Raw genomic sequence first — 26,025 nt, forward strand, 5'->3', positions numbered from 1 at the left:
TAATTGGAATTTGGATTTTCTAAAATTTGGAATTTAATAATTCTAAACAATTATTATCTGCTCCATTCAGCGATACTATCTTTATTTAGTTTTACGTAATCTTGATTGTTAGCAGCTTCTGCAGCAGCAAGTGATGCTTTTGCAGTTTCAACAGCTCCTTTTTTGTCACCTTGTTTTGCCTGAATCTGAGATTTTAATCTTAAGATAAAGTATGGTTTTTCAGTACTCATATCTAAAGATTTATCTACATAAGTTCTAGCGCTTTCGATATTTCCGTTAGATTGAAATAAATATTGAGCTGCAGCAAAATAATCATTTGCACTTGGTCCGCCTAATACTTTTTCGATGCTAGCTGTAGCAGTTTTTGCAGTTGGAACTTCGAATTTTAAAGCAACATGAGAGTTTTCCCAAGCCATTTCTAAATATCCAAAGTTTGGATCTAAACCATTGATTCCAATTGTAAAAGTCTCAACAGGAGTTGGTAAAGCATTTTCTTTTACAGTAGTTCTTAAAGCAACATATGCATCGCTCCAGTTTTCTGGCAATCCCCAGTTATCAGTAGAAAGGTAAAAAATAACTTCCCAGCTTTCGATTTTAGGAATAGTATAAATTGCATATTTTCCTTTCTTTAAAGTCTTACCATCAATCACAACATCATCGCTAAAATTGATGATTGTGTTTTCATTAGCTCCAGTTCTCCATAATTTACCAAACGGAACTAAATTACCAAATACTGCTCTACCTCTGGCGCCTGGTCTTGAATAGGTAACTTCAACATCAGTCAAACCAACTGTTTGCTTAATATAGCCTTTCGGACTCGCTTGTGGGGTTTTTATTTGTGCTTCTGTAGCAAAAGGAGCCAAAATAATGGCTAATGCAATAAGTAGTTTTTTCATGTGTGAGTTTATTTTATTTGTTCAAATTTACAAATTCAATTAGGTAACAAATGTTAAATTTTATATAATTCAAGCACCTAATTGTGATATTTTTTGTGCGTTTAATTCGTTAAAATGATTAATAATTAAATCAGCATCAGACAGATCTTGCAATTTAGAATGAAGACTATTATAGCCAACACAATAAATTTCTGCTGCTTTTGCCGCTTTTACTCCGTTTGTGCTGTCTTCTATGATGATACAATTTTCTTTTGGTGCTTTTGACAATGAAGCTGCGTGCACAAAAATCGCTGGATTTGGCTTCGATTGCGGAAAATCTTCACCACTTACAATATCTGTAAAATATTGGTGCAAATTAAATTTCGTAAATACACGCTCTATCGTAACTTTTGAAGCCGAAGAAGCTAAAATCAATTGTATTCCGTTAGCGTACAAATCTTTAATCAAATCTTCTACGCCATCTAATAGATACAAATCTTCTTTGGTATCAAAAGCATCATTAAAAATAGTTCTCTTTCTCTGAATCAAATCTTCTACTTCATGCTCTATAGTCGGAAAAAATCCCTTCAAAGCCTGAAATGTGTTGCGAGTCGAAAATCCGGTAAACGAAGTGTACATCTCCTCGCCTACTGTAATATTTAATTCCGAAAATTGTTTGTAATAAGCATAACGGTGAACTGGTTCAGTGTCTACTATTACACCATCCATGTCAAAAATTACTGTTTTAATCATTTTTTTAAAAGGTACTAAGGTTCTGAGGTACAAAGGTTCAAAGGTTTTCTTTTGGAACCGGATAATCTTGCTTGTTTTATTTTGTAATTATTCTTTGGTTGCGAAAACTTTGTCAAAGTTTTAAAGTTTGACAAAGTTTATCAGATTTGAACTTGAAACATTTTTCAAGGCTCTAAGATTTTCCGATTTTCAGTTGCAAACTTAGTAACTTAGCATCTCAGAACCTTAGAACCTTACAAACTATTCTTTAGCAAGTAAATGTCTAATTACTGTTTCGGCAACATGAAGGCCGAATAATCCTGGCATATAACTGTTGGTTCCGTAGAATGATTTTTTGAAATTTTTACCATCTGTCAATTTCAAGCTTTTTTCGTCTTGAATTTCTGAAGAGAAAACTACTTTTAACTTGTTGATTTTTTCAACTTTTAAACGTTTTCTGATAGTTTTAGAAAAATAACAGTTTATCGTTTTAGAAATATCTGTTACTTTTACTTTTGAAGCCAACATTTTTCCACCAGCGCCCATGCTGCTTATGATTTTTACTCTTTTGCGTTTTGCAGCGATAATCAAATTTAATTTCGGAGTAATACTATCGATACAATCCAAAACATAATCAAACTCTGGAGTAACAATTTCAAAAGCTCTTTCTGGAGATAAAAATTCCTGAACGCGAGTTAATTTCAATTCCGGATTAATATCCATTAAGCGATCTCCAACAATTGTAATTTTTGGCTGACCAACAGTCGAATGCAAAGCTGGTAATTGTCTGTTAATATTCGTGATATCTACCACATCTCCATCTACAATTGTCATGCTTCCTACTCCGGCTCTTGCCAAAAATTCAGCTGCAAATGATCCAACGCCACCTAAACCTACAACCAAAACATTTGAATTCTGTAGGTTTTGTAATCCTTCTTTAGTAAATAAAAGCTCGGCTCTTTCTGTCCACTCTGCCATATCTTAATTTTGTTTCTTTTGTTTAATTTCTTTTTACTTTTTTCGTTTCAGGTTTCACTGCCTGTCAGGTTGAGCGAAGTCGAAACCTAGCGTCCAATTGGAATGCCCTTCGACTTCGCTCAGGGTGACAAAGTCAAATTACCTCTCAAATACACTTTTAAAATTACTTGAAATAATCTCTTGCAATTCTTTGATTGTTATGTTTTTATATTCTGATGCTAAATCATAAACCTGGCTAATTCCTTCTTCAATTGTATCTGTTTCCAGAAAAAATCGATCATTTGGTACATTTAGAAAAACCGATTTTAATTCCGGATTTCTAAGTAAATATTTTCCAAACGAAATATAAAATCCTGCTTTAATAAGCTGTTCGGCAATTTGACTATTTTTAGAAAAACCGTGAATAATCATCGGAACCGAAATCTTCAATTTCTTTTTAATTGCAATCACTTCCTGAAAAGCTGCAACGCAATGAATTACAACAGGCTTTTTATATTTTTCGGCTAAAGCCAATTGTTTTTCAAAAACGAAAATTTGCTTTTCTAGCGGAACTTCGATTCGTTTATCTAAACCACATTCTCCAATTGCAAGACAATTTTTGGTTTGCAATTTTTCTTCTATAATTTTCAAATCGGCATCAATTTGATCTTCCTTTATATACCAAGGATGAATTCCAATCGAATAAAACGGAATTGTAGCATCAAATTCTTGCGGATATTGATTAACCAATTCTAAAATATTGGGTTGATTTGTAAATTGATGCGTATGAAAATTAAATAATTCCATTAATGAAAAGTTTTTACACCCGCTTTAATTTCGACTTTCAAATCGTTTTCTAAAGGAACCAACGGACATGAATATTTATGATTATAAGCACAATAAGGATTGTAAGCCTCATTAAAATCTACTGCAATTGTGTTTCCTTTCGGGATTTTTAAATCAATATATCTTCCTCCAATATAACTCTCTTTACCGCTTGTCAAATCTGAGAATGGCAAGAATAAATGATCTTTATATTCTTTTGTTTTCGAAAGTTCAATATTTCGGTACACATTTAACTTCAAATCAACGCCGTCTAAAGCAAAATATAATGTCCCGTATTTTATATATTTTGGCGTTCTTGTTCCTGTTGTTTTCATTTCGAAAACTTTCTCATCTTTCGCTTTTTCAAATTTTGCAACAACAAAATATTTACCGGAAATTGGGAAGAAATCCAAAGTTTTAAAGTTCTTTAAATCTTCAGCCATTAACGGACTTGTCTTAGCATCAGCATATTCTGAGTTAATTTTGTCCTGAAATTTTTTCGCATCATTCTGGTCAAATTTCTTTTGGCTAAAGCCAAAATTAAAAGCCAATATTAAAGCAAGTACGATAGCATTTTTCATCTTAGAAATTTTCAGCAAAAATAGTTTAAAAGTAACAATGCGACAACCACTATACGTGACAAAGTTTCCTAACTTTGTTGCAAATAACTTATTTATAATGCTCAAAACTGCTTTTAACCATTACATCAACAACTTTAAAGGATTTTCAAGAGAAATTTGGATACTTACAATTGTTACTTTTATCAATCGCGCCGGAACAATGGTGCTTCCTTTTTTGTCAAAATATTTAAAAGAAGATCTTCAATTTACTTATAATCAAGTTGGTTGGATAATGGTAGCTTTTGGACTTGGATCAATGTTAGGTTCTTGGTTAGGCGGTAAATTATCCGACAAAATTGGATTCTACAAAATCATGATTTTTAGCTTATTTACATCAGGAATCTCCATGTTCCTTATACAATATGTTACTACATTTTGGGCATTGTGCTTCGCAATGTTTGTTTTAATGACGATTGCAGATATGTTCAGACCGGCAATGTTTGTTTCGTTAGGCGCTTATGCAAAACCCGAAAACAGAACACGAGCATTGACTTTGGTGCGTTTGGCGGTAAATCTTGGTTTTGCTGCAGGACCAGCTTTGGGAGGTTTGATCATTATGGGAATTGGATATTCGGGTTTATTCTGGGTTGATGGAGCGTCGTGTATTATCTCTATTTCAATATTTGCATTATTAGTTAAGGAGAAGAAAAAAGTCGTTCATGAAGATAAAATCGAAAGCGCAGCTGAAATAAAATCAGTATTTCATGATAAAATCTTTTGGGTCTTTTTGTTTGTAAGTTTTGTTACGGCAATGATTTTCTTCCAGCTTTTTACAACGCTACCTTTATATCATAACGAGAAATTTGGCTTAAGCGAATTTCAAACGGGATTATTAATGACTTTAAACGGACTCTTAATCTTTGCTTTAGAAATGCCAACGGTTGGTTTTATGGAAAGAAAAGGCTTTCCGAAAATAAGAATTATAATCCTCGGATCATTTGTTATGGCATTAAGTTTCTTTCTGTTACTAATTAATGTTTGGGCAGGAATTTTGGTTATAAGCATGATTTGTATTTCGATTGGCGAAATCCTTACCTTCCCTTTTTCTAATGCTTTTGCGCTAAGTCGAGCGCCACGAGGACAAGAAGGTCGATATATGGCACTTTATACAATGAGTTTTAGTCTGGCTCATATTGTTAGTTCGAAAGTTGGTTTCGAGATTATTTCTCGTTTAGGATATCAAATCAATTGGCTCTTCATGGCGTGTATTGGAGTTTTTGCAACTCTGTGCTGTTTTTGGATTAAGAAAGCGCTATATAATGAGAGAATTAGTTAGATCTTTCTATTCGATATAAATTTAACCGCAAAGCACGCAAAAGTTATTTTGTTTTAAATTGTGGTTAGTAAACGCAAAGTTCGCAAAGCTATATTTAGATAAAGCTTTGCGAACTTTGCGTTTGTATACATATTATAGATAAAAAACTTAGCGTGCTTTGCGGTTAAATTTTCATTTCGATAAAGAATAAAATAAAAAATCCGTCAAAATCCGCGTTTTCGCTTTAGCGAATCCATGTCATCTGCGTTCCATTTTCTTTCCCACTTTCACAAACTAAAATATTTATAGAAAAAAAACTCAACTCGCTCTCATCCCAATTTTAAAGGTCTTAAAAGCAATTTTTTTATTCAAAAATAATATTCAAACGCTTTTTTTAGTTAAGTAACTAGTTTTATAGTTGCGTAACTAGAAAAATAGTTGTAGGTTTGAATTAAAATTAGAAAACATGCAAAAGTTAACCAATAAAGAAGAGGAAATCATGCATATTTTATGGAAGCTTAAAAAAGCTTTTGTAAAAGAAATCCAAGCAGAAATTACCGAAGATCAACCGCATTACAATACGCTTTCGACGATTGTTCGTAATCTTGAAGAAAAAGGTTTTGTGGGACATAATGCCTTCGGAAATACACATCAATATTATCCTGCAGTAACGCTTGAAGCTTACAGTAAAAAGTTTATGAATACCGCTATTGATAATTTTTTCAATAGTTCTTATAAAAATATGGTTTCCTTTTTTGCTAAAGAAGAAAAAATTTCTGCAGCCGAATTAAGAGAAATCCTTGCTATGATTGAATCTCCAAAAGAAGAAAAATAATCGTTTATGGAAGCACTTTTTATATTTATAGCAAAATCAAGCGGATTATTACTTTTGTTTTTCTGTGCCTATATCTTTTTATTACGCAAAGAAACATTCTTCAATAGTAATCGATGGTTTTTATTGGCAGGTTTAATTACTTCTGTTGTATTGCCGTTTTTGGTTTATACCAAAGTTGTCTGGATTAATCCTACTCCGCTTTCGAATATGAATTATACGGAGCTTCATTCACTAAGTGCAGAAAGTAACTCTTTTGAGATCAATTGGAACATTGTCTTTATAGCGGTTTATATTCTTGGATTAATTGGCTTTCTAATCAAATTTGGAATCGATTTTTACAGTTTAAACACTATTATAAAAGGTAAAAAAGTACAACAACAAGCCGATTTTAAATTTATAGATATAGAAGAGAACATTGCTCCTTTCTCCTACTTTGATTATATCGTGTACAACTCATCAATGTATACGGCAGCAGAATTAGAGAGTATTCTGGAACATGAAAAAGTTCACAGCGATCAAAACCACTCTGTAGATGTTCTTATTTCGAGAGTATTTTGCATCTTGTTTTGGTTCAATCCTATAATGTGGTTTTATAAAAAATCAATTATTCAAAATCTTGAGTTTATTGCTGATAAAGAAGCTGCTCAAAAAATTTCAGATAAAAAAGCATATCAATACACGCTTTTAAAAATCACGACACACGAGAATTGTCTCGCTATTACCAATCATTTTTATCAATCATTAATCAAAAAACGAATCATTATGTTAAACAAAAATCAATCAAAAAAGAGTAATTCATGGAAGTATTATGTGGTAATTCCAGCTCTGGCGGCATTTGTATTATTATTTCAGGTAGAAGTAATTGCAAAAGAAAAAAGAGAAACACCTGTTAAGGTTTCTAAAAAAGAAATTAGGGCGATTGACATTTTCAAAATCAAAAAAACAAGTACAGATCATGACTTAAAAGTTATTGCAGAAAAGTTAAAACTAAATCACAATGTTGATTTTACAATTTCAGAATTAAAACGAAATTCTCAAAACGAAATAATCGCAATAAAACTACACGCAAAAAGCGGTTCTGAGCAAGTTCAGGAATACGAAGTTCTTGGTGACAAAGGAATTAGAGATTGCGGAATCATGATCACAACAAATGACGATGGCGCTAAAAAAATCAGCTTAGTTGCAAATGACAAAGTTGCAGATTCTAGTGAGAAAGCAAACAAAATTGAAATCGTAAAAGTTCAAAACTCTAAAACTAACACTGATGTTAACATTAATTCTAATACTAGCGCAAAAGCTGATTGCAATGTTAGTAACGCTACTAATACTACTGTAAGCACTAACGTAAACGGAAACGTAAATACAAATATTACCATAACCAATAAGAACGGTCAGCAAACTATAAAAATAAACTCGGATCCGTTATATATCATTGACGGTGTGGTAATTGGGAATCTTAGCAAAGATGACACTAATTCTATTGATCCAAATACTATCAAATCAATGACGGTTATTAAGAGCTCAGAAGCTACAGTGAAATACGGAGAAGAAGGTGCGAATGGAGTTATTCTAATTGAAACAAAAAAATAATTTCAGCATTTAAAAACTAAAATTATGCAAAAGCTGACCAACAAAGAAGAAGAAATCATGCATATTTTATGGAAGCTTAAAAAAGCTTTTGTAAAAGAGATCCAAACAGAAATAACTGAAGATCAACCGCATTACAATACACTTTCGACTATTGTTCGTAATCTGGAAGAAAAAGGATATGTGGGGCATAATGCTTTTGGAAATACACATCAATATTATCCAATTGTAACTATTGAAGATTACAGTAAAGGTTTTATGAGTACAGCAATTGACAATTATTTCAATAGTTCTTATAAAAGTATGGTTTCATTTTTTGCTAAAGAAGAAAAAATTTCGGCGGCAGAATTACGCGAAATCCTGGCTATGATCGAAACTCCACTTGAAGTAAAATAACGTTATGGAAGCACTTTTCATTTTTATCGCAAAATCAAGCGGATTACTGCTACTGTTTTACTTTGCTTATTTTTTATTATTACGCAAAGAGACTTTTTTCAATAGCAATAGATGGTTCTTGCTTGCCGGACTAATAACTTCAGTTGTATTGCCATTTTTGGTTTATACCAAAATTGTCTGGATCGATCCAACTCCTGTGACAATGTCTGCAATAGATTATTCAAGAGCTTATATTCCGCGTGCGATTGAGCAGGAATCTTTTCAAATTAACTGGAATTATGTAGTTCTTGCTATTTATAGTATCGGTTTTCTTGCTCTGATAATAAAATTTGCGCTTGATTTCTATAGTTTAAATTCTGTCTTAAAAGGAAAAAAAGTTCACCAACAAGCTGATTTTAAATTCATAGATATTAGCGAGAATATTGCTCCTTTTTCTTATTTTGATTATATTGTGTACAACTCATCAATGTATACAGCTTCAGAATTAGAAAATATTATCGAGCATGAAAAAGTGCATAGCGATCAAAATCATACTATGGATGTTTTGATTTCAAGAGTTTTTTGTGTGCTTTTTTGGTTCAATCCAATTATTTGGCTGTACAAAAAAGCGATTCTTCAAAACCTTGAATTTATTGCTGACAGTGAAGCTGCCAAAAAAATTTCAGACAAAAAAGCCTACCAATACACGCTTTTAAAAATCACAACGCACGAATCATGCGTTGCAATCACCAATCATTTTTATCAATCATTAATCAAAAAACGAATTGTCATGTTAAACAAAAATCAATCAAAAAAATGGAATTATTGGAAATATTACGCTATAATTCCCGCACTTATTGCTTTCGTGCTGTTGTTTCAAATTAAAACTATTGCTCAGGAAAAAAGCCAGCCTCAGGAAGTTTCTCAAACTAATGATTCAGACGATGTTTATAACATTACTAAAAACACCACTGATCAGGAGTTAAAAGTAATTGCTGAAAAATTAAAAAAAGATCATGGTGCAGATGTTGCCGTTTCTAATATAAAGAGAAACTCTAAAAAAGAATTAATAGGAATCAAAATCAATATTAAAAAAGGAACTGAAGAAGTTCAAACTATTCAAATTGATGGCGATGAAGCTATAGATAGCTTTGGAATTTCTGTTTTAACTGAAAAAAATGGCATAAAAAAAATTGGCATTGTTACAGATACAGAAAGCGATAACTCAACTGAGTATCAAAGTCGTGTAGCTGAAGTCAGAGAATATAACGGTCAGAACATGCCTGCTCCGCCGGTTCCTCCTACACCGCCTGCAACAGCTGCATTACCTCCAGCGCCCATTGCACCGATAATGCCTGTATTGCCAAAAGATTTAGAGCTTCCTCCAGTGCCAAATATGTCAAAAATGCCAAAACCTCCTGTGCCACCAAGAAACACTTCGGACAGAGTGGCTATGAAAGATTTTGACAAAAAAATGGCAGAATTTGATAAAAAAATGGCTGCTTTTCAACCGCAATTGGATGCTTATGAAAAACAAGTAGATGAAATCATGGCTAAACGTGAAGGTGGCTATGATAAGGAAATGGAAAAGTTTGAAATTGCAATGGAAAAATTTAGTGTTGAAATGGACAAATACAGCGCTAACATCGACCTGCAATTTGGAGCTGATTTTGAAAAAAAGATGGAACAATTTGAAAAAGACATGAAAGTGTATGAACAAAATATGAAGCTGCATGAAAAAAGCATGAAGAAATTTGAAAAGGATAATAAAAGATCTTAATGCAAAATAAAACAAAAGCCAGTGTCCAGAAACACTGACTTTTGTTTTGAAAAGCTATATTTCATCTGAATAAATTCATAATTAACAGAAAAAGACAGTTTAAAATACATTAAACGCAGAAAATGGCATAAATAAAAACTGAGTCTTAAATATCAAGTAACCTTTTAATAATCAATGCCAAATCACCAAAAGACTTTGCTTAATCGCAAGGTCTTTTTTTATATCTTTGCCAAAAATTAACCTACCATGTATAAAGTTTTAGCCAAAATCAACAAAATTCTTTTACCAAGTTTTACGAAACAAGGTTTAGATATTTCGAAAGCAAAAAAATGGCAAATGGCAATTATTGGTTACCGGGCTTTTATCACAAAAAGAGCTTTACAATAATATAATATGTTTTAAAATAGTTTGGAATTAATTCCAACAATACTTTCTTCTAAGAGATAAAAGAATTCACTTTTCTTATTTACATTCTTCTTATCTCCTTTTTATAATTATCATGAAAAATAAAGATTTTAATATACCGCCTGTTTATGCAGTACTTTTGGCTATTGTAAGTGTACAATGTGGCGCTGCAATTGCAAAAACCTTATTTCCTGCAATTGGAGCTGCGGGAACAGCATCAATACGAATTGGAGTTTCGGCTATAATTTTACTGATCGCATACAGACCAAATTTAAAGCAAATCACAGCTGATCAGTGGAAAATTGTTGTTCCGTATGGTTTGGCTTTAGGCGCAATGAATTTGATTTTTTATATGGCAATAGAAAGAATCCCAATTGGACTTGCCGTAACCTTAGAATTTATAGGTCCTTTAGTAGTTGCTATAGTTGGTTCGACACGTTTAATTGATTATTGCTGGGTTTTACTGGCAGCAATCGGGATTGTACTTATTGCGCCCTGGTCTAATAATAGTATCGATTCTCTAGGAGTTTTATTTGCTTTATTGGCAGGAGCTCTTTGGGCGGCTTATATTGTTTTAGGCGGAAAAGTTTCTAAAATAATGCATGGCGGTCAAGCAGTTGCAACCGGAATGTTATTTGGTGCAATTTTAATACTTCCGTTTGGTTTTTATGAAAACGGATTGTCTAATCTGACTCCAAAACTTCTTGGAATGGGCGTAGCGCTTGCACTTTTATCAAGCGCTATTCCGTTTACTCTTGAAATGAAAGCTTTAGGTCAGCTTCCTCCTCGTACTTTTAGTATATTAATGAGTTTAGAGCCTGCTGCAGCTTCAGTTTGTGCTTTTATATTCTTGCAGGAATACCTGAATTTTTATGAAATATTAGCCGTTTTCTGTGTTGTTACAGCTTCTGTTGGCTCGACTTTGACAGCTAAACGCTAAACTTTTAAAATTCTAATCATAAAAAATTCCAAATTCCAATTTATAAAGTTGGGATTTGGAATTTTTTATGATTGGGACTTTGTACAGTATTACATTTTTGGCAACAATACTGTATCAACTACATGAATTACACCATTAGATTGGTTTACGTCAGCAATTGTAACTTTAGCTTTGTTTCCGCTTTCGTCGCTAATATAAAGGTCTTTCCCTTGCATCCATGCCGTTAAAGAACCACCGCTTACGGTTTTAATAGTTGCTTTTCCTTTACCTGCTTTAATTGCTTTTGCAATATCAGAAGCATTCCATTTTCCTGCAGCAACATGATAAGTCAAAATAGTTTGCAATGTTTTGATGTTTTCAGGTTTCAATAATGTATCAACAGTTCCTGCTGGTAATTTTGCAAATGCTTCATTTGTTGGGGCAAAAACGGTGAACGGACCTTTTCCTTGTAATGTTTCTACTAATCCCGCAGCTTTTACAGCAGCAACCAATGTAGTATGATCTTTTGAATTTACGGCATTTTCAATAATATTTTTGTTTGGATACATTGCAGCTCCACCAACCATTACAGATTTTTGTGCAAATGATGTAAATCCAAATCCTAATGCTAAAATTGCTACTGCTAAAAATTTTCTAGTTTTCATAATGAATGTTTTAAGTTATAAGCTCATTTACGGGATAGTTTTCGATTTGGTTTTATTAAAAATTCAAAAAAGTTTCAAAATCATTGAAAAATCCTTAAAAACAGTTGTAAAACAACACATTAAAAGATTAATTTATTTTTAATTATTTTCAAAATCATCAAAGTCTTTGTATTACTTTTATTATTAACTTTAGTACAAAATTGACTCGATATGGAAAATCTACCTAAGAAAATAAGAAGTAAAAAATTAAGTACGAGAGTTGATTTAACCGCAATGGTAAGCGTTTCTTTTTTGTTGATTATATTTTTTATGGTTACAATTGAGTTGGCAAAACCAAGAGTATTAGTTTTAGATTCACCAGATTATGGATGTTGTGACTGTCCGCGCTATTATTCACATGAAGGAGAAAATAGATCAATAACTGTAATGTTAGGCGAAAACAATAAACTGATATATTATATGGGACTTTTAGAGTCTCCAATGGTTTCTCCCAAAGAAATAAAATACGGTAAAGACGGAATTCGAAGAGAATTATTGCAAAGAAAAAATAATCTTCTTAAATATGCTGCTAATGGTGCTAAACTGGAAAATATTACTGTAATTATAAAACCAAGTAAAAAATCCAATTATAAAAATTTAATCGATATTTTAAACGAAATGGAAATTGCAAAAATTAGTACTTATGCAATCGTACCTGAATTTACACCCGAAGAATCAAAATTATTAGCTTCTAAATAAAAAATCTCAAACATGCAAAATCTACCTAAGAAAGTTAGAAGTAAAAAATTAAGTACAAGAGTTGACTTGACTGCAATGGTTAGTGTTTCTTTCTTGTTAATTATCTTTTTTATGGTTACAATTGAGTTGGCAAAACCAAGCGTTTTAGAATACGGAACACCTGATTGTGATGATTGCGGTGAGACTTTTGGCTGTAATATGCCTGATGAAAATCGCTCAATGACAATACTACTTGATGATAATAATAAACTAATAACATATTGTGGTCTGTTATCGTATCCCGTGGATGCTCCGAGAGAGGTTCATTATGGCAAAAATGGAATTCGTCAGGAATTATTAGAAAGGAAGAAAAAAGTTTACGAATATTCCGCGAGCAGAGGTAAGCCAGGAAGAGGAGTTACAGTCATTATTAAACCAAGTAAAAATTCTAATTATGGTAATTTGGTGGAGATTCTTGATGAAATGAAAATAACAGGAATAAGCTCTTATCTAATTGTAGATTACTATACTCCTGAAGAATCAAAATTATTAGCTTCTAAATAAAAAATACTTCTCTTGAAAACGATTGCCATAGCCCAGATAGAAGGGAAAATCCTTTTGTGCCGTCGTTCGGCATAAAAGATTGGAATGATAGCTGGAAATAGCTCCTAAAAACTAAACTTGAAACAAAAAGATATAAAAAAATCCCACATTGCTGTGGGATTTTCTATTTGCAATAGTTAGTTATAATTTAATAAACTTCATACTTGAACTTCCTTTATCTGATTTTACTTTTATAAAATAATTACCTGTTCTAAGCTTTGAAACATCAATATTGGAAACTGATTTTGCATTTGGAATGGCGATAACCAATTGTCCCAAAATATCATAGATTCTAAATGAATCCATTTCTATAGCTTGAGTCGCTTCAATATTTAAAACATTATTAGCAGGATTTGGATACAAGGTAAAATAGTTCGAAAATTCAAAATCCTTAGTTCCTAAAGTTTTAAAAGTAGAAGTTGCTTTATTCGTTAAAATCGGAAAATTATAATCAAAATAAATGTTGGCATCATTTGTAAACGTATCGCCTACTACTAATGTTGGTTTTGTTTTAATTTTAAATGCAATGTAACCATCATTATTAGCGTCATCAAAAGGCAGGTTAATATTTTCGAAAATGAATTCTACTTTGTTTTCATCTGAAATTTTAGTTACAAAAGAATGGCTTGAACTTGTTGGAATTAATGTAGAAATATCAAATTTTGATAAATCAATCATGTCTTTTACTACAATATTTTGCGCTGAAAAAGTTCCCGTATTTTCAAAACGAATCATATAGTGTACATACTCACCAATTAAACTTGGCGTGATTACTTCACCTTCTAAACATGTTTTATCATTTGGATCGAAAGATCCAACAACAGTTTGATTTAACGTAAATGTGTTATCATTTGGAGTTTCGTCATTATCTTGCAATGAAATTGATGCTGTATGATTTAAAATGTCTCCGTTATTTACCGCAGGAGTTTCCGTTGGTCCATTTAAATTTAGGGTAAAGAAGATTTCGCGTATTTCAAAAGGTTGTAAATTAGTAAAATTCCAAGTCAAATTATTGGTGTTTTGAGTTGAAGCAATTGGATTAGCTGTTACTAAATTTAATATTGTACCATCGAATTTAAAATTTACCGTCCCTGACTGAGTGTTATTGCCTTTGTTTTTATAGACTATTTTGTATTTTGCGTCAAAACCTGGCCTTGCTCCTTGAATGGGTAAAAGCGAAACTTCCAGATCAGGATGAACACCATTTGCTGTTACACAAAAATCTTGAATAAATGGACTTGCTTGTGTTGGAAAGGTAATGTCTACCGTTGTTGGGGAAATATTAAAATAGGTAGGGTTTTCTAGAATTGGGACTATAGTGTGCGTGCCTTCCTTAACGCCAATAGCAAATGATTTGTTTTGGTTTGTAGTAATTTGTTCTTTTTTATCTTTACTATTAATCAGGTAATTAATTCCTTTTGTAAAATAATCATCAGTATCACAACCATTTTTTTCATTGTCGAATTTTGTATTTCCTTGTATAACAAAAAAATCTCCTCCCGGATTAGAAGTGCAATATGTATTTATTTCATAAGGTCTTATTTGTGCCTTTGATAGCATTTCTTTTACGTCTTCAATACGATTGTCGTCTACACAAACGTAATTTAAATAATAAGAGTATTGTAAAAACTCTAAATTGGTTTTAAATCCGTTTTTCATATTTATAATTGAAGAAGAACAAGCTAGACTTTTTAATTTAGTCAACGGGCTAACATCAAGTGAATAAATAGCACAAGTTAATGTATTTAGTTCTTCTAAATTTTTCGCATTAGCTGTTTCTAAAGACTTTATCTGAGTTCCTGCGCAGTTTAAATAATTTAGATTTATTGAATGACTGATATCTAGCTCCGTTAATTGATTGTTTGTACAATCCAAATATTTCAGAAAAACAGAATTACTTAAATCTAAAACAAATATATTATCATAACTACAAATTAACTTTTCTAAATAAATTAAGTTCTTTATATCCAAAACCTGTAACTCATTATTATGACTACAATCGATATATTTTAATTTTGACAAATTAGTTACGTCAAGATGATCTAAATTATTACTAGTACAATCTAAATATTCTAAATTTATAAAATTTGATATACCATTTAAATCTCTTAAAAATACATGATCAACTAAATTTAAATAACTAATATTTTTTGCTTCATCAATTTGAATTTGCTGGTCATGATTAACATCTATAGTACAATAATCTCCTGATAAGTTTTTTGCAATCATATTTTGAGGAGTTGCACTTAATAACATCTCTTTAAATTCTGTATTTGGCATATTAGCAATCTGTGCTTTTGAAGTCGAAAAAAAACATAAAGCAAGAACCAAAAAGTAGATTTTCTTCATATAAGGAAATTTTTAAGTAAAAATAACTTTTTAAGATTATAACACAACTTTATTTGTTAAATTTTCTTAAAATCAAAACTATAGCGCAAAAAAAAGTCCCACATTTCTGTGGGACTTTCTATTTAGAGGAAACTAAGAATTATTTTTTCTCAGTTTTTTCCATTTTAGCTTTTAATGCAGCTAATACATCATTGTTATCTCCTAAAGTTGCAGCTGGTGCATTTGTAGATGATGCAGATGAAGTATTTTCAGTTGCAGCTTTCACGTTTTTCTCTTCTTCTTCACGGAAGATAGCAGTGTGAGAAGCAACTACTCTTTTGAATTCTTTGTTGAATTCGATTACTTTGAAATCAGCAGTATCACCTTTTTTCAATTTCTTTCCGTCTTCTTTTTCAAGGTGACGAGTAGGAATGAAAGCAACGATATCATCTCCGAATTCTACAGTAGCTCCTTTGTCAACGATTTCAGAAATCTCACCATTGTGGATAGTTCCTACAGCGAAAGAATCTTCGTATTGATCCCAAGGATTAGCAGTAGTTTGTTTGTGACCTAAAGATAATTTACGTCCTTCAACATCTAATTCTAATACAACTACATCAAGTTTCTCACCAACATTTACAAATTCAGATGGGTGTTTGATTTTCTTAGTCCAAGAAAGGTCAGAAATGTAGATTAATCCATCAATTCCTTCTTCTAATTCTACGAAAATACCAAAGTTTGTAAAGTTTCTAACGATACCTGTATGTTTAGAACCTACTGGGTATTTAGAAGTGATGTCAGTCCATGGATCTTGAGTCAATTGTTTGATACCTAATGACATTTTACGGTCATCTCTATCTAAAGTTAAGATAACAGCTTCAACAACATCTCCAACTTTTACGAAATCCTGAGCAGAACGTAAATGAGTTGACCATGACATTTCAGAAACGTGGATTAAACCTTCAACACCTTCAGCAACTTCGATAAATGCACCGTAATCAGCGATTACAACTACTTTACCTTTTACTTTATCACCAATAGTTAAATTAGCATCTAAAGCATCCCATGGGTGAGCGTTTAATTGTTTCAATCCTAATTGAATTCTTGTTTTCTCGTCATCGAAATCAAGGATTACAACGTTTAATTTTTGGTCTAATTCAAGAACTTCACTTGGGTGGTTGATTCTACTCCAAGAAAGGTCAGTAATGTGAATTAATCCGTCAACACCACCTAAGTCAATGAACACACCATAAGAAGTAATGTTTTTAACAACACCTTCTAATACTTGTCCTTTTTGTAATTGACCGATGATTTCTTTTTTCTGTACTTCGATATCAGCTTCGATAAGCGCTTTATGAGATACAACAACGTTTTTGAATTCGTGGTTAATTTTTACCACTTTGAATTCCATCATTTTGTTTACATATACATCGTAGTCTCTAATTGGCTTAACGTCAATTTGAGATCCAGGTAAGAAAGCTTCAATTCCAAAAACGTCAACGATCATACCACCTTTAGTTCTGCATTTTACAAAACCATTAACGATTTCTCCTGTTTCGCTTGCAGAAATAACTCTATCCCATGATTTAATAGTACGTGCTTTTCTGTGAGATAATACTAATTGACCTGTTTTGTCCTCACGGATGTCGATTAATACTTCTACTTTGTCACCTACTTTTAAGTTTGGGTTGTAACGGAACTCGTTTAAAGAAATAACACCTTCAGATTTAGCATTGATATCAACGATAACGTCTCTATCTGTAATTCTAACAACAACTCCTTCAACTACTTCTTCTTGATCTGTAGCGATGAAAGTTTTAGATACTAGTTCTTCAAACTCTTGTAAGTTTTTCTCATCAACTGCATCAATTCCTTCTTGGAAGTTATGCCAGTTAAAATTTGCTAAAAACTCTTCTTGTGATTTTAATTGTTCAGACATGCTGATAAAAAATTTGTATTCTGTTTTTCTTGAGTTTCTTAAAGCGATAGAAAAAACAGAAGTTGTTTTACATAAATAGTTGATCCCTAATGGAAACTCTTCTCTGCCAAAAGGTTTGCAAAATTAATACATTTATTTGTAATAGCAAAACAATTCTAAATGATTATCAGTCATTTATTCAGAAGCAGATCTTGTAAGACTTTTCAAGAACTTTATTCCCGCTTTCACCTATATCTTTTTCTGTCTAAAAAAGCCAGAAAAAGGATACCGGCTCTATCGGGGCTAGATTAGAAGTATTTGGTTTTTTAAGCACTTATTACGACAAACTCAACAGCTTTTATCCCGAAGCTTCGGGACTGTAGGACTTACTGTGCGCGGCTATCTTTGTCAAAGTTTAAAACTTTGACAAAGATTTGGAATCTTAAAAGTTAAACAAGTTCTTCAACATAACTCAGCAAACCATTCGCATATAATCTCGCGCGTTCTTTAATTTCATCTTCTGTAAAACCATCAACCGCAGATGTACCATGAAAAAACATCGGATCTAAAAAAGTCATTTGAGCAAAATAAGCCGTTTGTTCAATATTTTTAAAGAATTCCGCTATTCTGAAATTATGTTTTCCAAAAGGCTTATATTCCTTTTCGATTGAACCAACAGTAACACTCGTCAAAAGTTTTTTACCATTTAACTTATCCCCTTTTGATCCATAAGCAAACTGATGTTCAAAAACCACATCAAACCAATGCTTTAAAATCGCCGGCATATTATACCAATATAAAGGATACTGAAAAATTACGATTTCGTGTCGCAGTAATGCCTTTTGCTCTTCTTTGGCATCGATATTAAAATCGGGGTATAATTCAGCTAGATTTCTAACCTCAATATCTGAATCATTCTTCTGAATTTCTTCAATAATTGCCTTATTTGCAATTGATTTATTTAACTGTGGATGTCCTAAAATTATTAATGCCATATCTTAAATTTTATACTATAATTTTTATAGTAACAAAATTATTTATAGTTTTACAATTACACAATAACTATCCAATTTGATAGTCTAAAAGTCAAGATTATGAAAACAGAATGTCAACCCGATTTGATTAAGCTGGAAGGGAAAATTTATCCTTGTACAGTAAGTCTTGTAATGGATTTAATGGGCGGAAAATGGAAAGCCGTGATTCTGTATCATTTAAAAGACAGCCCAAAAAGATATAACGAACTTCGTAAAGAAATGCCAACCGTTACAGAACGAACTTTAAGCCTGCAACTCAAGCAACTGGAAGAAGATGGTCTTGTATTTAGAAAAGTCGAAGGAAAAAAGCCTCCAATTAAAGTAACTTATGGCTTAACCGAATTTGGAAAATCTTTTAAAACCGTTTTAGATTCCATTACAGAATTAGGGAATTCAATTGTTCTGGAAAAAGGAGAATTTATTAATAGTTAACAAAAGACTCGCCTAGCTTCACTATAATTTTAATATTTTATTATCGTCCTTATGAAACTTGAAGATATAAAACAAAAAATAGAAACTTTCCATAAAAACGGACAAGTTATCAATGCTGTTTATTGGCTTTTAAAAAAGTACAATCTCAAAAACAAGAATCTAAAAGGATTTGAATTTAGAGAAAATGCAAAACCTGATTTTATACTAATGACTACTGAAGGCGAATTTGGAGAACCTCAGACTATTAGAATTCCTCAAAATACTTTCGAATTTCCTCTAGAATTAATGCTTATCCTAATTGCTCATGAAATGGTTCATGTCAATCAGAAAACTATAAAACCATATATTTTAGACAAAAATGAGCGTGAATGGCAAGCTTATTACGAAATGAATTTTCACATTCTATTTCCCCAAGTTCCGGAAATCTCCAAATTCCATAAGAAGTTTTTCGCTCAGAAAGGTCTGGAATATTACAATCGAATGGGACAAGGTTCTGAACTACAGCAAAAATATGCTGAACAGAAAAAGCAAGTCGAAGATTTGATTGCATCATTAGAATAACTATTATTTTTCTAAAATAAGTTCAAACAACTTTGGGCTTTCAATTTTACTTTCGTCTAATTGGCCATTTTTATCATAAAATTTCCAGGGAGAATTAGCAAAAAAATATACCTTATTTTTAACTAAAGTTGCTAAAGCTGGCTCGTCAAAAACTTTTCGATTATTATCTAAAACTGTAAAATCAACTAATTTAGTTTGGGATTCATTCAGTTTATAACGTACAATTCTTATTGGCACGACTCCATTTTCAATTGCAATTAATGAATTCTTATAAAAAACCAATCCATCAATTCCTTTTTTAGAAGCATTATCCGGAAATTCCAACCAACTTTCTTTTTTACTTTTTATATCAATATTCAGGATTCCTTTTAAATAATCAGCAATAAATATTTTAGATTCATTTGCGTTTAATGTAATTCCCTGCAAGTTAAAAGCTTCTTTTCGAAGATCTTTCCATATACTCAAGCTTTCATTTTCAATTTTATAGATTATCGCTTCACCACTATCTGAAATGTAAACATCATTATTTTTAGTTATTACAAGATCTCCAAAAACATGATTTCCCTCAATCGTATAACGTTTTACAAGTTTTCTTGTCGTTATATCAATTTTCAGAATCTCACTTTTACCTTCCATTTCTTTAGAAAAACCTTTCATTTCAGGAATTGCTGAACAAGTTATCCATAAAAACTTCTCTTTATAATCTGCTTTTATTGCAAATACCGAATACAAACAATCTGTAAACCAATCAGAACAATTGCCTTTTTCATCAAAAGAAACTACTTTTTTATTCCGAATACTTGACGATAACCAAAGTTTATATTTCTCTAAATAAAGCAAATCTTCAGGATGCAAATCTTTCTCAGAGAGACTGAATTTCTCTTTTGAACTTACGATTGTTTTAGATTGAAAAACTTTCAGTTCTAATAAATCTTTAAAACCTTTTTCATTTTTAATCCCATCAAAATCTGAATCGCCTTCGAAATCTATAGTATTATTTGCTAAAACAACAGTTTTTAGAACTCTTAAGGATTCCTCTTTTTTACCATTTAAAGAATATGCCGAAGCTAAATTATAAGTAAAAGTAGGATGCATTGGACGAATACTGTCTAATTGCTTTGCTAATTTCAAAAACAAAACGTAGTCTTTGCTTTTATAAGCTTCTACACTTTGATTGTATAAAACCTTAGTTTGAGAAAATGCGGAAATCCCAAATAAAAGAAACGCAAATAGTCTAATTATCAGCATATTTTTAGCTTTAAAAATGATGAATAAAGTTATTGTTTTTTATTTAAATAGAAACCTTTAAAAAACGACAAACCCGACAGGTTTTAAAAAACTGTCGGGTTTACTATGCGCGTTCTATCTTTGTCAAAGTTTAAAACTTTGACAAAGATTTAGATTAGTACTTATTTAATTCTAGAAATTTCTTTACGAAGTTTTTTTTCGTAATTATCTCTTTCTTTAATGCCTGGTTTCCCAATAAACTTGTCTTTCATTTCAGAAAGAGAATATGATTTTATTTTCACTTTTTCCATTATTATACTTTTTTCCAAACTTGATTAAATTCTTCCTCCCTTATAAAATCAGATTTTTCTAAATCAAGTTCAGAAAGTTTTTGATCATACAACATAGATTCTCCTTTTATTGGTTCTTCTAAAGTCAGATATACCTTCTCATCAGATTTAACTTCAATTTGTCTTACTGCTTCATCATCCTGAAAATGAATATAGAATAATATATCTTCTTCATCCCAATACTTTTTAATAAAATCTTCTTTCATTATCTATTATCATTTAAAAAAGAAAATCCCCATTTCTAATTGCTAAAAAAGGGGATTCTATATGAATTTATTTTTTTTTTAATGACTCAAATTCTCAATCTCTTTTGGATCATGTTTATGTTTAAATAAGACCGCAAAAGCAATAGCAATTACCAAAGCATAAGCTGCAAATGACAACCAGATTGTATGCCAGTCCTTCATTAAAATTGGATTTGTAAAAATACCATCTGTAGAAATTGTATTTCCCTGACCTTTTACAAAATCCAGCATTTTTGAGTTCGAAGCGTCGGTTTGCAAAAATCCGGCTAATTCAGTTGTGTTAGTGAACGATTTTGTAAAGAAACGATCAATTGCCCAACCAGAAGTTAAACTTCCTAAGACGGCTCCTACTCCATTTGTCATCATCATGAATAAACCCTGAGCTGATGAACGGATTTTAGAATCCGTATTACTTTCTACAAATAAAGAACCCGAGATATTAAAGAAGTCAAATGCCATTCCGTAAACAATACATGACATAATGATCATCCATAATCCTCCAACAGGATCTCCAAAAGCAAATAATCCAAAACGTAATACCCAAGCCAACATACTAATCAACATAACTTGTTTGATTCCAAAACGTCTTAAGAAAAACGGAATCGCCAAGATAAATAAGGTCTCAGAAACCTGAGAAATTGACATAATAATAGTTGAATATTGAATTACGAATGAATCTGCATATTTTGGAAAATGCTTGAATTCATCTAAGAATACATCTCCGTAAGCATTTGTCAATTGCAAAGCGCCTCCTAAAAACATAGAAAACACAAAAAACAAAGCCATTTTATAATTTCCGAATAATTTAAACGCTTCTAATCCTAAAGTTTCAGTCAATGAAGCGTCTTCTTTAGTTAAACGTTGTGGCTCACATTTTGGCAATGTAAAAGCATAAATTCCAAGGATTAAAGCACCAATTCCAGCAATATAAAACTGATATTCAGTTGCTTTACTTCCGCTTAAATTAGTAATCCACATTGCGGCAATAAAACCAATAGTTCCCCAAACACGAATTGGCGGAAAATCTTTTACAATGTTTTTATTGTTTAATTTCAGTGAAGTGTACGAAATTGAATTACTTAATGCAATTGTTGGCATATAGCAACACATTGCGGCAAACATTACGTAAATAAAATTGTCAGGAGTTGTTACGTGTGCAATGCTAAACAAAACTACTGCATATATTATATGTAAAAAACCATATAATTTTTCAGCGTTTATCCATCTGTCAGCAATGATTCCTGTTAATGTAGGCATGAATAAAGAGGCAATTCCCATGGTTCCAAAAACAAGACCAAACTGAGTTCCTTCCCAATTTTTAGTACCAAACCAATAATTTCCAATTGTTATAAGCCACGCTCCCCAAACAAAAAATTGAAGAAAGCTCATTATAATCAACCTGTTTTTAATTCCCATATGATGAAATTGTCTTTTAGTAAAAATGAAGCGGTAAAACTACCATTAAAAATGATATCTACAAAAAATTAAACAGTTTTAACAACATCATTTACTAATTCTAAAACGGCTGAAAATTGTTCTTCTCTATTAAGGTAAGAATTATCTATTTCTATGGCATCATCTGCAATCACCAAAGGAGAATCTTCACGGTGCGTATCTATATGATCTCTTTCTACAACATTTTTCAAAACGTCTTCATAAGATACATTATCACCTTTTTGCTGTAGTTCATCAAAACGTCTTTGTGCGCGTGTTTCTGCACTGGCAGTCATGAAAATTTTAAGTTCAGCATCTGGAAAAACTACAGTTCCTATATCTCTTCCGTCCATAACGATACCTTTGTTTTTTCCCATTTCTTGTTGTTGTTCTACTAATTTAGAACGCACTTCAGAAACTTCGGCTACTTTACTTACAAAATTAGAAACTTCAATAGTTCTAATTTGTTTTTCGACATTCTCACCATTCAAATACATCTCAGCAAAACCAAGATCAGCATTGAATTTAAATTCTAATTGAATATTTGGAAGTGAATCCACTAAAGTTTTTTTATCAAAAAAATCAGCTTTAATAAGCTCATTCTGCATTGCGAAATAGGCAACAGCGCGGTACATTGCTCCGGTATCTACATAAACATATTCTAACTCTTTTGCTAATTGTTTGGCCAAAGTGCTCTTTCCTGTTGATGAGAATCCATCAATTGCAATGGTAATTTTTTTCAATTTTTTATTTTTTAAATTTTAATTTCTTTAGTGCTTTAATTTGATATTAATAATAGATACTCATCAGAATATCTGACTCTGAGTTATCAATTATTTGTGCTATCCTGTCAAAGTATTTTTTATTGACCATAGGACAGCCGTAGCCGTTGCAAATATAACCATCTTTCTCTTTATACGGAACATCAAAGTAGTAATGAAAAACAACATCTCGCTCAAAAGCATTACTATTTGTTTTGTCCAATCCGTATAGTTTGTAGGCTTTCCCGAATCTTCCGTTGTAATGATTTCCTATAGCATATTTTCCTAATGAAGTACTTAGTGAATTTGGAATATTACTAAATCTCAATTTCCCTTTTACACCAGTTTCAGATCCGGAACCATGAGCAACTAATCCTTTATCTATGATTTTGTTAGCTTTTAAATCATAAACAAAAAAGCGATTCTTACCAGAAGGGATTTTCATATCAATAAAAAACGCAATCCTATTATTATACTTCGAATTACTCTTTATTACTTTCTTGACTTCATTGATTTGCCTTATATCAATTTTCTTTTCAGTTAATGAAATAGCTTTTTCGTCTTTCCAAAAAATCTTAAATCCAATAAAAAATAACAGCGCTGCAAAAAAAGCAAAAATGATCTTCTTCATATTAAACTGTTTGTTTTACGAGCTAAAATTTAAGTGTGGGAAATTTATATAATTTCAAAAAAAATGCTGTTGAAAAATTTACAACAGCAAAAGCTTAATTATATTGAAATTGTACGAAATGTTATTTTAGTAATAAATATCCAAGATGATATTCGACTTAGAACTATCAATTATTTTTTCGATTCTTTTGAAGAATTGCTCATTTACCATTGGACAGCCGTGACTATTACTGATATAATAATCTTGCTCTTCATAAGGAACCGCCGAATAATAATGTAGAACTATCGCTCTTTTTAAAGCATTACTGTTTGTTTCGTCTAAACCATTTAGTTTGTATGATTTTCCAAAACATCCTTTATAACATTTTTCGATAGAATATCTGCCCAAAGCTGTGCAGTTTGAGTTTGGTGTATTGCTAAATCTTAAACTTCCTTTTACTCCGGTTTCAGATCCTGAACCGTGTGCCACAAGACCCTGGTCAATTATTTTATTATTTACTAAATCGTAAACAAAAAAACGATTTTTACCTGAAGGTATTCTCATGTCCACAAAAAAAGCGATTTTAGTATTGTATTTGGGATCAATACTCATCATGTTTCTTATCTCGCTAACTCTTGTATTAATCCTCTCTATTTCCATAGTGGTAATAGAAGTTTCTTCTTTGTAGTAGTGTTTTGAACCCGTAAAAAACCCTACAGTCATAAACAAAAACAAACTAAATATTTTCATATAACTATTGAAAATTTAAAATTAGACCAAAAAGACTCGTATTTGCTGCCAATGTATATCTAGAGTATGAATAATTAAACTTTAACTTATTCATCTTTAAACCAAACCCTAATGAAACTCCTGAAAAATTGCGTTGATCTGCCACTCTTAATTCTTCACCTCTTCTAAAATTATATCCTAAACGCAAATTAAATGCTCTTTTGGGGAAAAGCTCCACACCAAAAACAACGTGTCGCAAAGCATTATTTACAAACGAAACTTTCTCATCATTTGTTGATCCATCAATTTTAGTTTCTCCGCGAACGGGATTCGAAAAAGAAATATTCCATTGTTGCAAATTTTCTAATGAAAGATGCCAACGAATTGGAACGTGTTCTAATTCCTGAGAAACTCCTGCAATGATTTCAAACGGTAATTTTTCCTGTATACCAGAATATGTTGTAAACTGTGTACCAATATTACGAAATACCAATGCCAAATTTACATCATTTTTTTCAATTTGATACATAATTCCCACATCAATTGCACCACCAATTGAATTATAACTTTCTAAAGTTGAAGTTATTAGCTTGGCTGTAGCGCCGATATGTAGATCTGTAAAAGGAACATTATACGCGTAGCCCAATGATAGCGCGCCTTCGCTACCTGAAAAGCTGGATGTTGCCTGACCATTTTCGTCATATCCTTCAAATGAACCATAGTTTACATAACTCATTCCGGCATAAAACGTCTGCACATGTCTATCGTAAGTATAAGCGTACGAAGCAGTTCCGTAAGAAGCCTCGCCGTAATAACTACCATAATTCATTGCCAAATGATTATCCATATCTTCATTTAATGCTGCCGGATTAGACATTACCTGATTCACGTCTTCATCGTATATTGTAATCGTTTCACCTCCTAATGCAGCTTGTCGAGGTGAAGTCGTTAAATTTAAAAATTGATAAGTATATCGACCACCAATTTGCCCGTAAGAAACTGAACAAACTAAACTAAAAAAAAGTAAAACAAATCGTTTTAACATGCTTTTGGGGCGATTCCTATATGGGAATAACGCAAATGCGAAGATAAAATTATATAACTTATAAAATAAAATTAATTATAAATTAAATTCCAAAACTGAACTATGTTAAATCGGAGTTTAAAAACATTAAAGTTTCCAGTAAATATTTAGCTCAATAAAAAATTCCAAACTCCAAAACTGAGTTATCAGATTGGAATTTGG

28 protein-coding genes are annotated in these 26,025 nt (G+C 31.7%); 11 read left to right on the forward strand and 17 right to left on the reverse strand.

Features of this window, described 5'->3' with window-relative positions; all coding sequences use genetic code 11:
• Nucleotides 1-53 precede the first annotated feature (53 nt).
• From CLU81_RS26365 to CLU81_RS26385, 5 genes are all read right to left on the reverse strand, one after another.
• Nucleotides 54-896, reverse strand: a complete 843-nt coding sequence (locus CLU81_RS26365; RefSeq protein WP_099712565.1) for a DUF2911 domain-containing protein — start codon at nt 894-896, stop codon at nt 54-56.
• Nucleotides 897-965: 69 nt separating this feature from the next.
• Nucleotides 966-1,628 (reverse strand): HAD family phosphatase, encoded by a 663-nt coding sequence (locus tag CLU81_RS26370; RefSeq protein ID WP_099712566.1) that lies wholly within the window; start codon nt 1,626-1,628, stop codon nt 966-968.
• 240 nt (nt 1,629-1,868) lie between these two features.
• On the reverse strand, nt 1,869-2,585 hold the full coding sequence (locus CLU81_RS26375; RefSeq protein ID WP_099712567.1) for a ThiF family adenylyltransferase: 717 nt from the start codon (nt 2,583-2,585) through the stop codon (nt 1,869-1,871).
• A gap of 138 nt (nt 2,586-2,723) precedes the next feature.
• Nucleotides 2,724-3,371: a TatD family hydrolase gene (locus tag CLU81_RS26380; protein WP_099712568.1), complete on the reverse strand. Its 648-nt coding sequence runs from the start codon at nt 3,369-3,371 to the stop codon at nt 2,724-2,726.
• Nucleotides 3,371-3,970: a DUF1684 domain-containing protein gene (locus tag CLU81_RS26385; RefSeq protein ID WP_099712569.1), complete on the reverse strand. Its 600-nt coding sequence runs from the start codon at nt 3,968-3,970 to the stop codon at nt 3,371-3,373. Before CLU81_RS26385 ends, CLU81_RS26380 begins: the two co-directional genes overlap by 1 nt.
• Nucleotides 3,971-4,067: 97 nt before the next feature.
• Between CLU81_RS26385 and CLU81_RS26390 the strand changes: the two genes are divergently transcribed.
• The 7 genes from CLU81_RS26390 to CLU81_RS26420 all read left to right on the forward strand — a co-directional run bounded on the left by CLU81_RS26390 (nt 4,068) and on the right by CLU81_RS26420 (nt 11,186).
• A complete protein-coding gene (locus CLU81_RS26390) occupies nt 4,068-5,285 on the forward strand; it encodes an MFS transporter (protein ID WP_099712570.1) in 1,218 nt (405 codons plus the stop codon).
• Between the two features lie 445 nt (nt 5,286-5,730).
• On the forward strand, nt 5,731-6,099 hold the full coding sequence (locus CLU81_RS26395) for a BlaI/MecI/CopY family transcriptional regulator (protein WP_099712571.1): 369 nt from the start codon (nt 5,731-5,733) through the stop codon (nt 6,097-6,099).
• Nucleotides 6,100-6,105: 6 nt separating this feature from the next.
• Complete coding sequence (locus tag CLU81_RS26400; protein WP_099712572.1) at nt 6,106-7,689, forward strand: M56 family metallopeptidase; 1,584 nt, start codon at nt 6,106-6,108, stop codon at nt 7,687-7,689.
• Between the two features lie 24 nt (nt 7,690-7,713).
• Nucleotides 7,714-8,082 carry a BlaI/MecI/CopY family transcriptional regulator gene (locus CLU81_RS26405; protein WP_099712573.1) on the forward strand — a complete coding sequence of 123 codons (369 nt, stop codon included), beginning with the start codon at nt 7,714-7,716 and terminating at the stop codon, nt 8,080-8,082.
• Nucleotides 8,083-8,086: 4 nt separating this feature from the next.
• Nucleotides 8,087-9,841: a M56 family metallopeptidase gene (locus CLU81_RS26410; protein WP_099712574.1), complete on the forward strand. Its 1,755-nt coding sequence runs from the start codon at nt 8,087-8,089 to the stop codon at nt 9,839-9,841.
• A gap of 246 nt (nt 9,842-10,087) precedes the next feature.
• A complete protein-coding gene (locus CLU81_RS26415; protein WP_099712575.1) occupies nt 10,088-10,228 on the forward strand; it encodes an SsrA-binding protein in 141 nt (46 codons plus the stop codon).
• A gap of 112 nt (nt 10,229-10,340) precedes the next feature.
• Nucleotides 10,341-11,186 carry a DMT family transporter gene (locus CLU81_RS26420; protein WP_099712576.1) on the forward strand — a complete coding sequence of 282 codons (846 nt, stop codon included), beginning with the start codon at nt 10,341-10,343 and terminating at the stop codon, nt 11,184-11,186.
• Between the two features lie 89 nt (nt 11,187-11,275).
• On the opposite strand, the gene CLU81_RS26425 is transcribed toward CLU81_RS26420, so the two are convergent.
• Complete coding sequence (locus CLU81_RS26425) at nt 11,276-11,830, reverse strand: fasciclin domain-containing protein (RefSeq protein WP_099712577.1); 555 nt, start codon at nt 11,828-11,830, stop codon at nt 11,276-11,278.
• A gap of 210 nt (nt 11,831-12,040) precedes the next feature.
• Here CLU81_RS26425 and CLU81_RS26430 point away from each other — a divergent pair, with 210 nt between their 5' ends.
• Both CLU81_RS26430 and CLU81_RS26435 read left to right on the forward strand, forming a co-directional pair.
• Nucleotides 12,041-12,568, forward strand: coding sequence for a biopolymer transporter ExbD (locus CLU81_RS26430; RefSeq protein ID WP_099712578.1), 528 nt, complete (start codon nt 12,041-12,043; stop codon nt 12,566-12,568).
• A gap of 12 nt (nt 12,569-12,580) precedes the next feature.
• Nucleotides 12,581-13,111, forward strand: coding sequence for a biopolymer transporter ExbD (locus CLU81_RS26435; RefSeq protein WP_099712579.1), 531 nt, complete (start codon nt 12,581-12,583; stop codon nt 13,109-13,111).
• 180 nt (nt 13,112-13,291) lie between these two features.
• On the opposite strand, the gene CLU81_RS26440 is transcribed toward CLU81_RS26435, so the two are convergent.
• The 3 genes from CLU81_RS26440 to CLU81_RS26450 form a co-directional block, all read right to left on the reverse strand.
• Nucleotides 13,292-15,499, reverse strand: a complete 2,208-nt coding sequence (locus CLU81_RS26440) for a T9SS type A sorting domain-containing protein (protein WP_099712580.1) — start codon at nt 15,497-15,499, stop codon at nt 13,292-13,294.
• Nucleotides 15,500-15,638: 139 nt separating this feature from the next.
• Nucleotides 15,639-17,417 carry a 30S ribosomal protein S1 gene (gene rpsA, locus CLU81_RS26445; protein WP_099712581.1) on the reverse strand — a complete coding sequence of 593 codons (1,779 nt, stop codon included), beginning with the start codon at nt 17,415-17,417 and terminating at the stop codon, nt 15,639-15,641.
• Between the two features lie 428 nt (nt 17,418-17,845).
• Nucleotides 17,846-18,391, reverse strand: a complete 546-nt coding sequence (locus CLU81_RS26450; RefSeq protein WP_099712582.1) for an NAD(P)H-dependent oxidoreductase — start codon at nt 18,389-18,391, stop codon at nt 17,846-17,848.
• A gap of 99 nt (nt 18,392-18,490) precedes the next feature.
• Here CLU81_RS26450 and CLU81_RS26455 point away from each other — a divergent pair, with 99 nt between their 5' ends.
• Both CLU81_RS26455 and CLU81_RS26460 read left to right on the forward strand, forming a co-directional pair.
• The gene (locus CLU81_RS26455; RefSeq protein ID WP_099712583.1) at nt 18,491-18,862 is read left to right on the forward strand and encodes a helix-turn-helix domain-containing protein; all 372 of its coding nucleotides are present in this window, start codon (nt 18,491-18,493) and stop codon (nt 18,860-18,862) included.
• Nucleotides 18,863-18,913: 51 nt separating this feature from the next.
• Nucleotides 18,914-19,423 carry a hypothetical protein gene (locus tag CLU81_RS26460; protein ID WP_099712584.1) on the forward strand — a complete coding sequence of 170 codons (510 nt, stop codon included), beginning with the start codon at nt 18,914-18,916 and terminating at the stop codon, nt 19,421-19,423.
• A gap of 3 nt (nt 19,424-19,426) precedes the next feature.
• Here CLU81_RS26460 and CLU81_RS26465 read toward each other — a convergent pair whose 3' ends face one another.
• From CLU81_RS26465 to porQ, 8 genes are all read right to left on the reverse strand, one after another.
• Nucleotides 19,427-20,671 (reverse strand): hypothetical protein, encoded by a 1,245-nt coding sequence (locus CLU81_RS26465; protein WP_099712585.1) that lies wholly within the window; start codon nt 20,669-20,671, stop codon nt 19,427-19,429.
• Nucleotides 20,672-20,832: 161 nt separating this feature from the next.
• Complete coding sequence (locus tag CLU81_RS27270; RefSeq protein WP_255410537.1) at nt 20,833-20,961, reverse strand: hypothetical protein; 129 nt, start codon at nt 20,959-20,961, stop codon at nt 20,833-20,835.
• Nucleotides 20,962-20,963: 2 nt separating this feature from the next.
• Nucleotides 20,964-21,206, reverse strand: a complete 243-nt coding sequence (locus CLU81_RS26470) for a hypothetical protein (protein WP_099712586.1) — start codon at nt 21,204-21,206, stop codon at nt 20,964-20,966.
• Nucleotides 21,207-21,284: 78 nt separating this feature from the next.
• Nucleotides 21,285-22,661, reverse strand: coding sequence for a nucleoside permease (locus tag CLU81_RS26475; protein WP_099712587.1), 1,377 nt, complete (start codon nt 22,659-22,661; stop codon nt 21,285-21,287).
• Between the two features lie 68 nt (nt 22,662-22,729).
• Nucleotides 22,730-23,422, reverse strand: coding sequence for a (d)CMP kinase (gene cmk, locus CLU81_RS26480; protein ID WP_099712588.1), 693 nt, complete (start codon nt 23,420-23,422; stop codon nt 22,730-22,732).
• Between the two features lie 46 nt (nt 23,423-23,468).
• Nucleotides 23,469-24,071, reverse strand: coding sequence for a murein L,D-transpeptidase catalytic domain-containing protein (locus CLU81_RS26485; RefSeq protein ID WP_099712589.1), 603 nt, complete (start codon nt 24,069-24,071; stop codon nt 23,469-23,471).
• A 126-nt stretch (nt 24,072-24,197) separates the two neighbouring features.
• The gene (locus tag CLU81_RS26490) at nt 24,198-24,800 is read right to left on the reverse strand and encodes a murein L,D-transpeptidase catalytic domain-containing protein (protein ID WP_099712590.1); all 603 of its coding nucleotides are present in this window, start codon (nt 24,798-24,800) and stop codon (nt 24,198-24,200) included.
• Nucleotides 24,801-24,804: 4 nt separating this feature from the next.
• Entirely contained in the window at nt 24,805-25,824 is a 1,020-nt protein-coding gene (porQ, locus tag CLU81_RS26495) for a type IX secretion system protein PorQ (RefSeq protein ID WP_099712591.1), read from the reverse strand.
• Nucleotides 25,825-26,025 lie beyond the last annotated feature (201 nt).

Source organism: Flavobacterium sp. 9 (assembly GCF_002754195.1).
GTDB lineage: Bacteria > Bacteroidota > Bacteroidia > Flavobacteriales > Flavobacteriaceae > Flavobacterium.

Coding starts and splice junctions, on each gene's coding strand:
- CLU81_RS26465 (WP_099712585.1), bottom strand. CDS start 20,671: ATGCTGATAATTAGACTATTTGCGTTTCTTTTATTTGGGATTTCCGCA.
- CLU81_RS26450 (WP_099712582.1), bottom strand. CDS start 18,391: ATGGCATTAATAATTTTAGGACATCCACAGTTAAATAAATCAATTGCA.
- CLU81_RS26430 (WP_099712578.1), top strand. CDS start 12,041: ATGGAAAATCTACCTAAGAAAATAAGAAGTAAAAAATTAAGTACGAGA.
- CLU81_RS26455 (WP_099712583.1), top strand. CDS start 18,491: ATGAAAACAGAATGTCAACCCGATTTGATTAAGCTGGAAGGGAAAATT.
- rpsA (WP_099712581.1), bottom strand. CDS start 17,417: ATGTCTGAACAATTAAAATCACAAGAAGAGTTTTTAGCAAATTTTAAC.
- CLU81_RS26485 (WP_099712589.1), bottom strand. CDS start 24,071: ATGAAGAAGATCATTTTTGCTTTTTTTGCAGCGCTGTTATTTTTTATT.
- CLU81_RS26490 (WP_099712590.1), bottom strand. CDS start 24,800: ATGAAAATATTTAGTTTGTTTTTGTTTATGACTGTAGGGTTTTTTACG.
- porQ (WP_099712591.1), bottom strand. CDS start 25,824: ATGTTAAAACGATTTGTTTTACTTTTTTTTAGTTTAGTTTGTTCAGTT.
- CLU81_RS26375 (WP_099712567.1), bottom strand. CDS start 2,585: ATGGCAGAGTGGACAGAAAGAGCCGAGCTTTTATTTACTAAAGAAGGA.
- CLU81_RS26470 (WP_099712586.1), bottom strand. CDS start 21,206: ATGAAAGAAGATTTTATTAAAAAGTATTGGGATGAAGAAGATATATTA.
- CLU81_RS26385 (WP_099712569.1), bottom strand. CDS start 3,970: ATGAAAAATGCTATCGTACTTGCTTTAATATTGGCTTTTAATTTTGGC.
- CLU81_RS27270 (WP_255410537.1), bottom strand. CDS start 20,961: ATGGAAAAAGTGAAAATAAAATCATATTCTCTTTCTGAAATGAAAGAC.
- CLU81_RS26405 (WP_099712573.1), top strand. CDS start 7,714: ATGCAAAAGCTGACCAACAAAGAAGAAGAAATCATGCATATTTTATGG.
- CLU81_RS26410 (WP_099712574.1), top strand. CDS start 8,087: ATGGAAGCACTTTTCATTTTTATCGCAAAATCAAGCGGATTACTGCTA.
- CLU81_RS26440 (WP_099712580.1), bottom strand. CDS start 15,499: ATGAAGAAAATCTACTTTTTGGTTCTTGCTTTATGTTTTTTTTCGACT.
- CLU81_RS26365 (WP_099712565.1), bottom strand. CDS start 896: ATGAAAAAACTACTTATTGCATTAGCCATTATTTTGGCTCCTTTTGCT.
- CLU81_RS26415 (WP_099712575.1), top strand. CDS start 10,088: ATGTATAAAGTTTTAGCCAAAATCAACAAAATTCTTTTACCAAGTTTT.
- CLU81_RS26370 (WP_099712566.1), bottom strand. CDS start 1,628: ATGATTAAAACAGTAATTTTTGACATGGATGGTGTAATAGTAGACACT.
- CLU81_RS26460 (WP_099712584.1), top strand. CDS start 18,914: ATGAAACTTGAAGATATAAAACAAAAAATAGAAACTTTCCATAAAAAC.
- CLU81_RS26395 (WP_099712571.1), top strand. CDS start 5,731: ATGCAAAAGTTAACCAATAAAGAAGAGGAAATCATGCATATTTTATGG.
- CLU81_RS26435 (WP_099712579.1), top strand. CDS start 12,581: ATGCAAAATCTACCTAAGAAAGTTAGAAGTAAAAAATTAAGTACAAGA.
- CLU81_RS26425 (WP_099712577.1), bottom strand. CDS start 11,830: ATGAAAACTAGAAAATTTTTAGCAGTAGCAATTTTAGCATTAGGATTT.
- CLU81_RS26400 (WP_099712572.1), top strand. CDS start 6,106: ATGGAAGCACTTTTTATATTTATAGCAAAATCAAGCGGATTATTACTT.
- CLU81_RS26420 (WP_099712576.1), top strand. CDS start 10,341: ATGAAAAATAAAGATTTTAATATACCGCCTGTTTATGCAGTACTTTTG.
- CLU81_RS26390 (WP_099712570.1), top strand. CDS start 4,068: ATGCTCAAAACTGCTTTTAACCATTACATCAACAACTTTAAAGGATTT.
- CLU81_RS26475 (WP_099712587.1), bottom strand. CDS start 22,661: ATGGGAATTAAAAACAGGTTGATTATAATGAGCTTTCTTCAATTTTTT.
- CLU81_RS26380 (WP_099712568.1), bottom strand. CDS start 3,371: ATGGAATTATTTAATTTTCATACGCATCAATTTACAAATCAACCCAAT.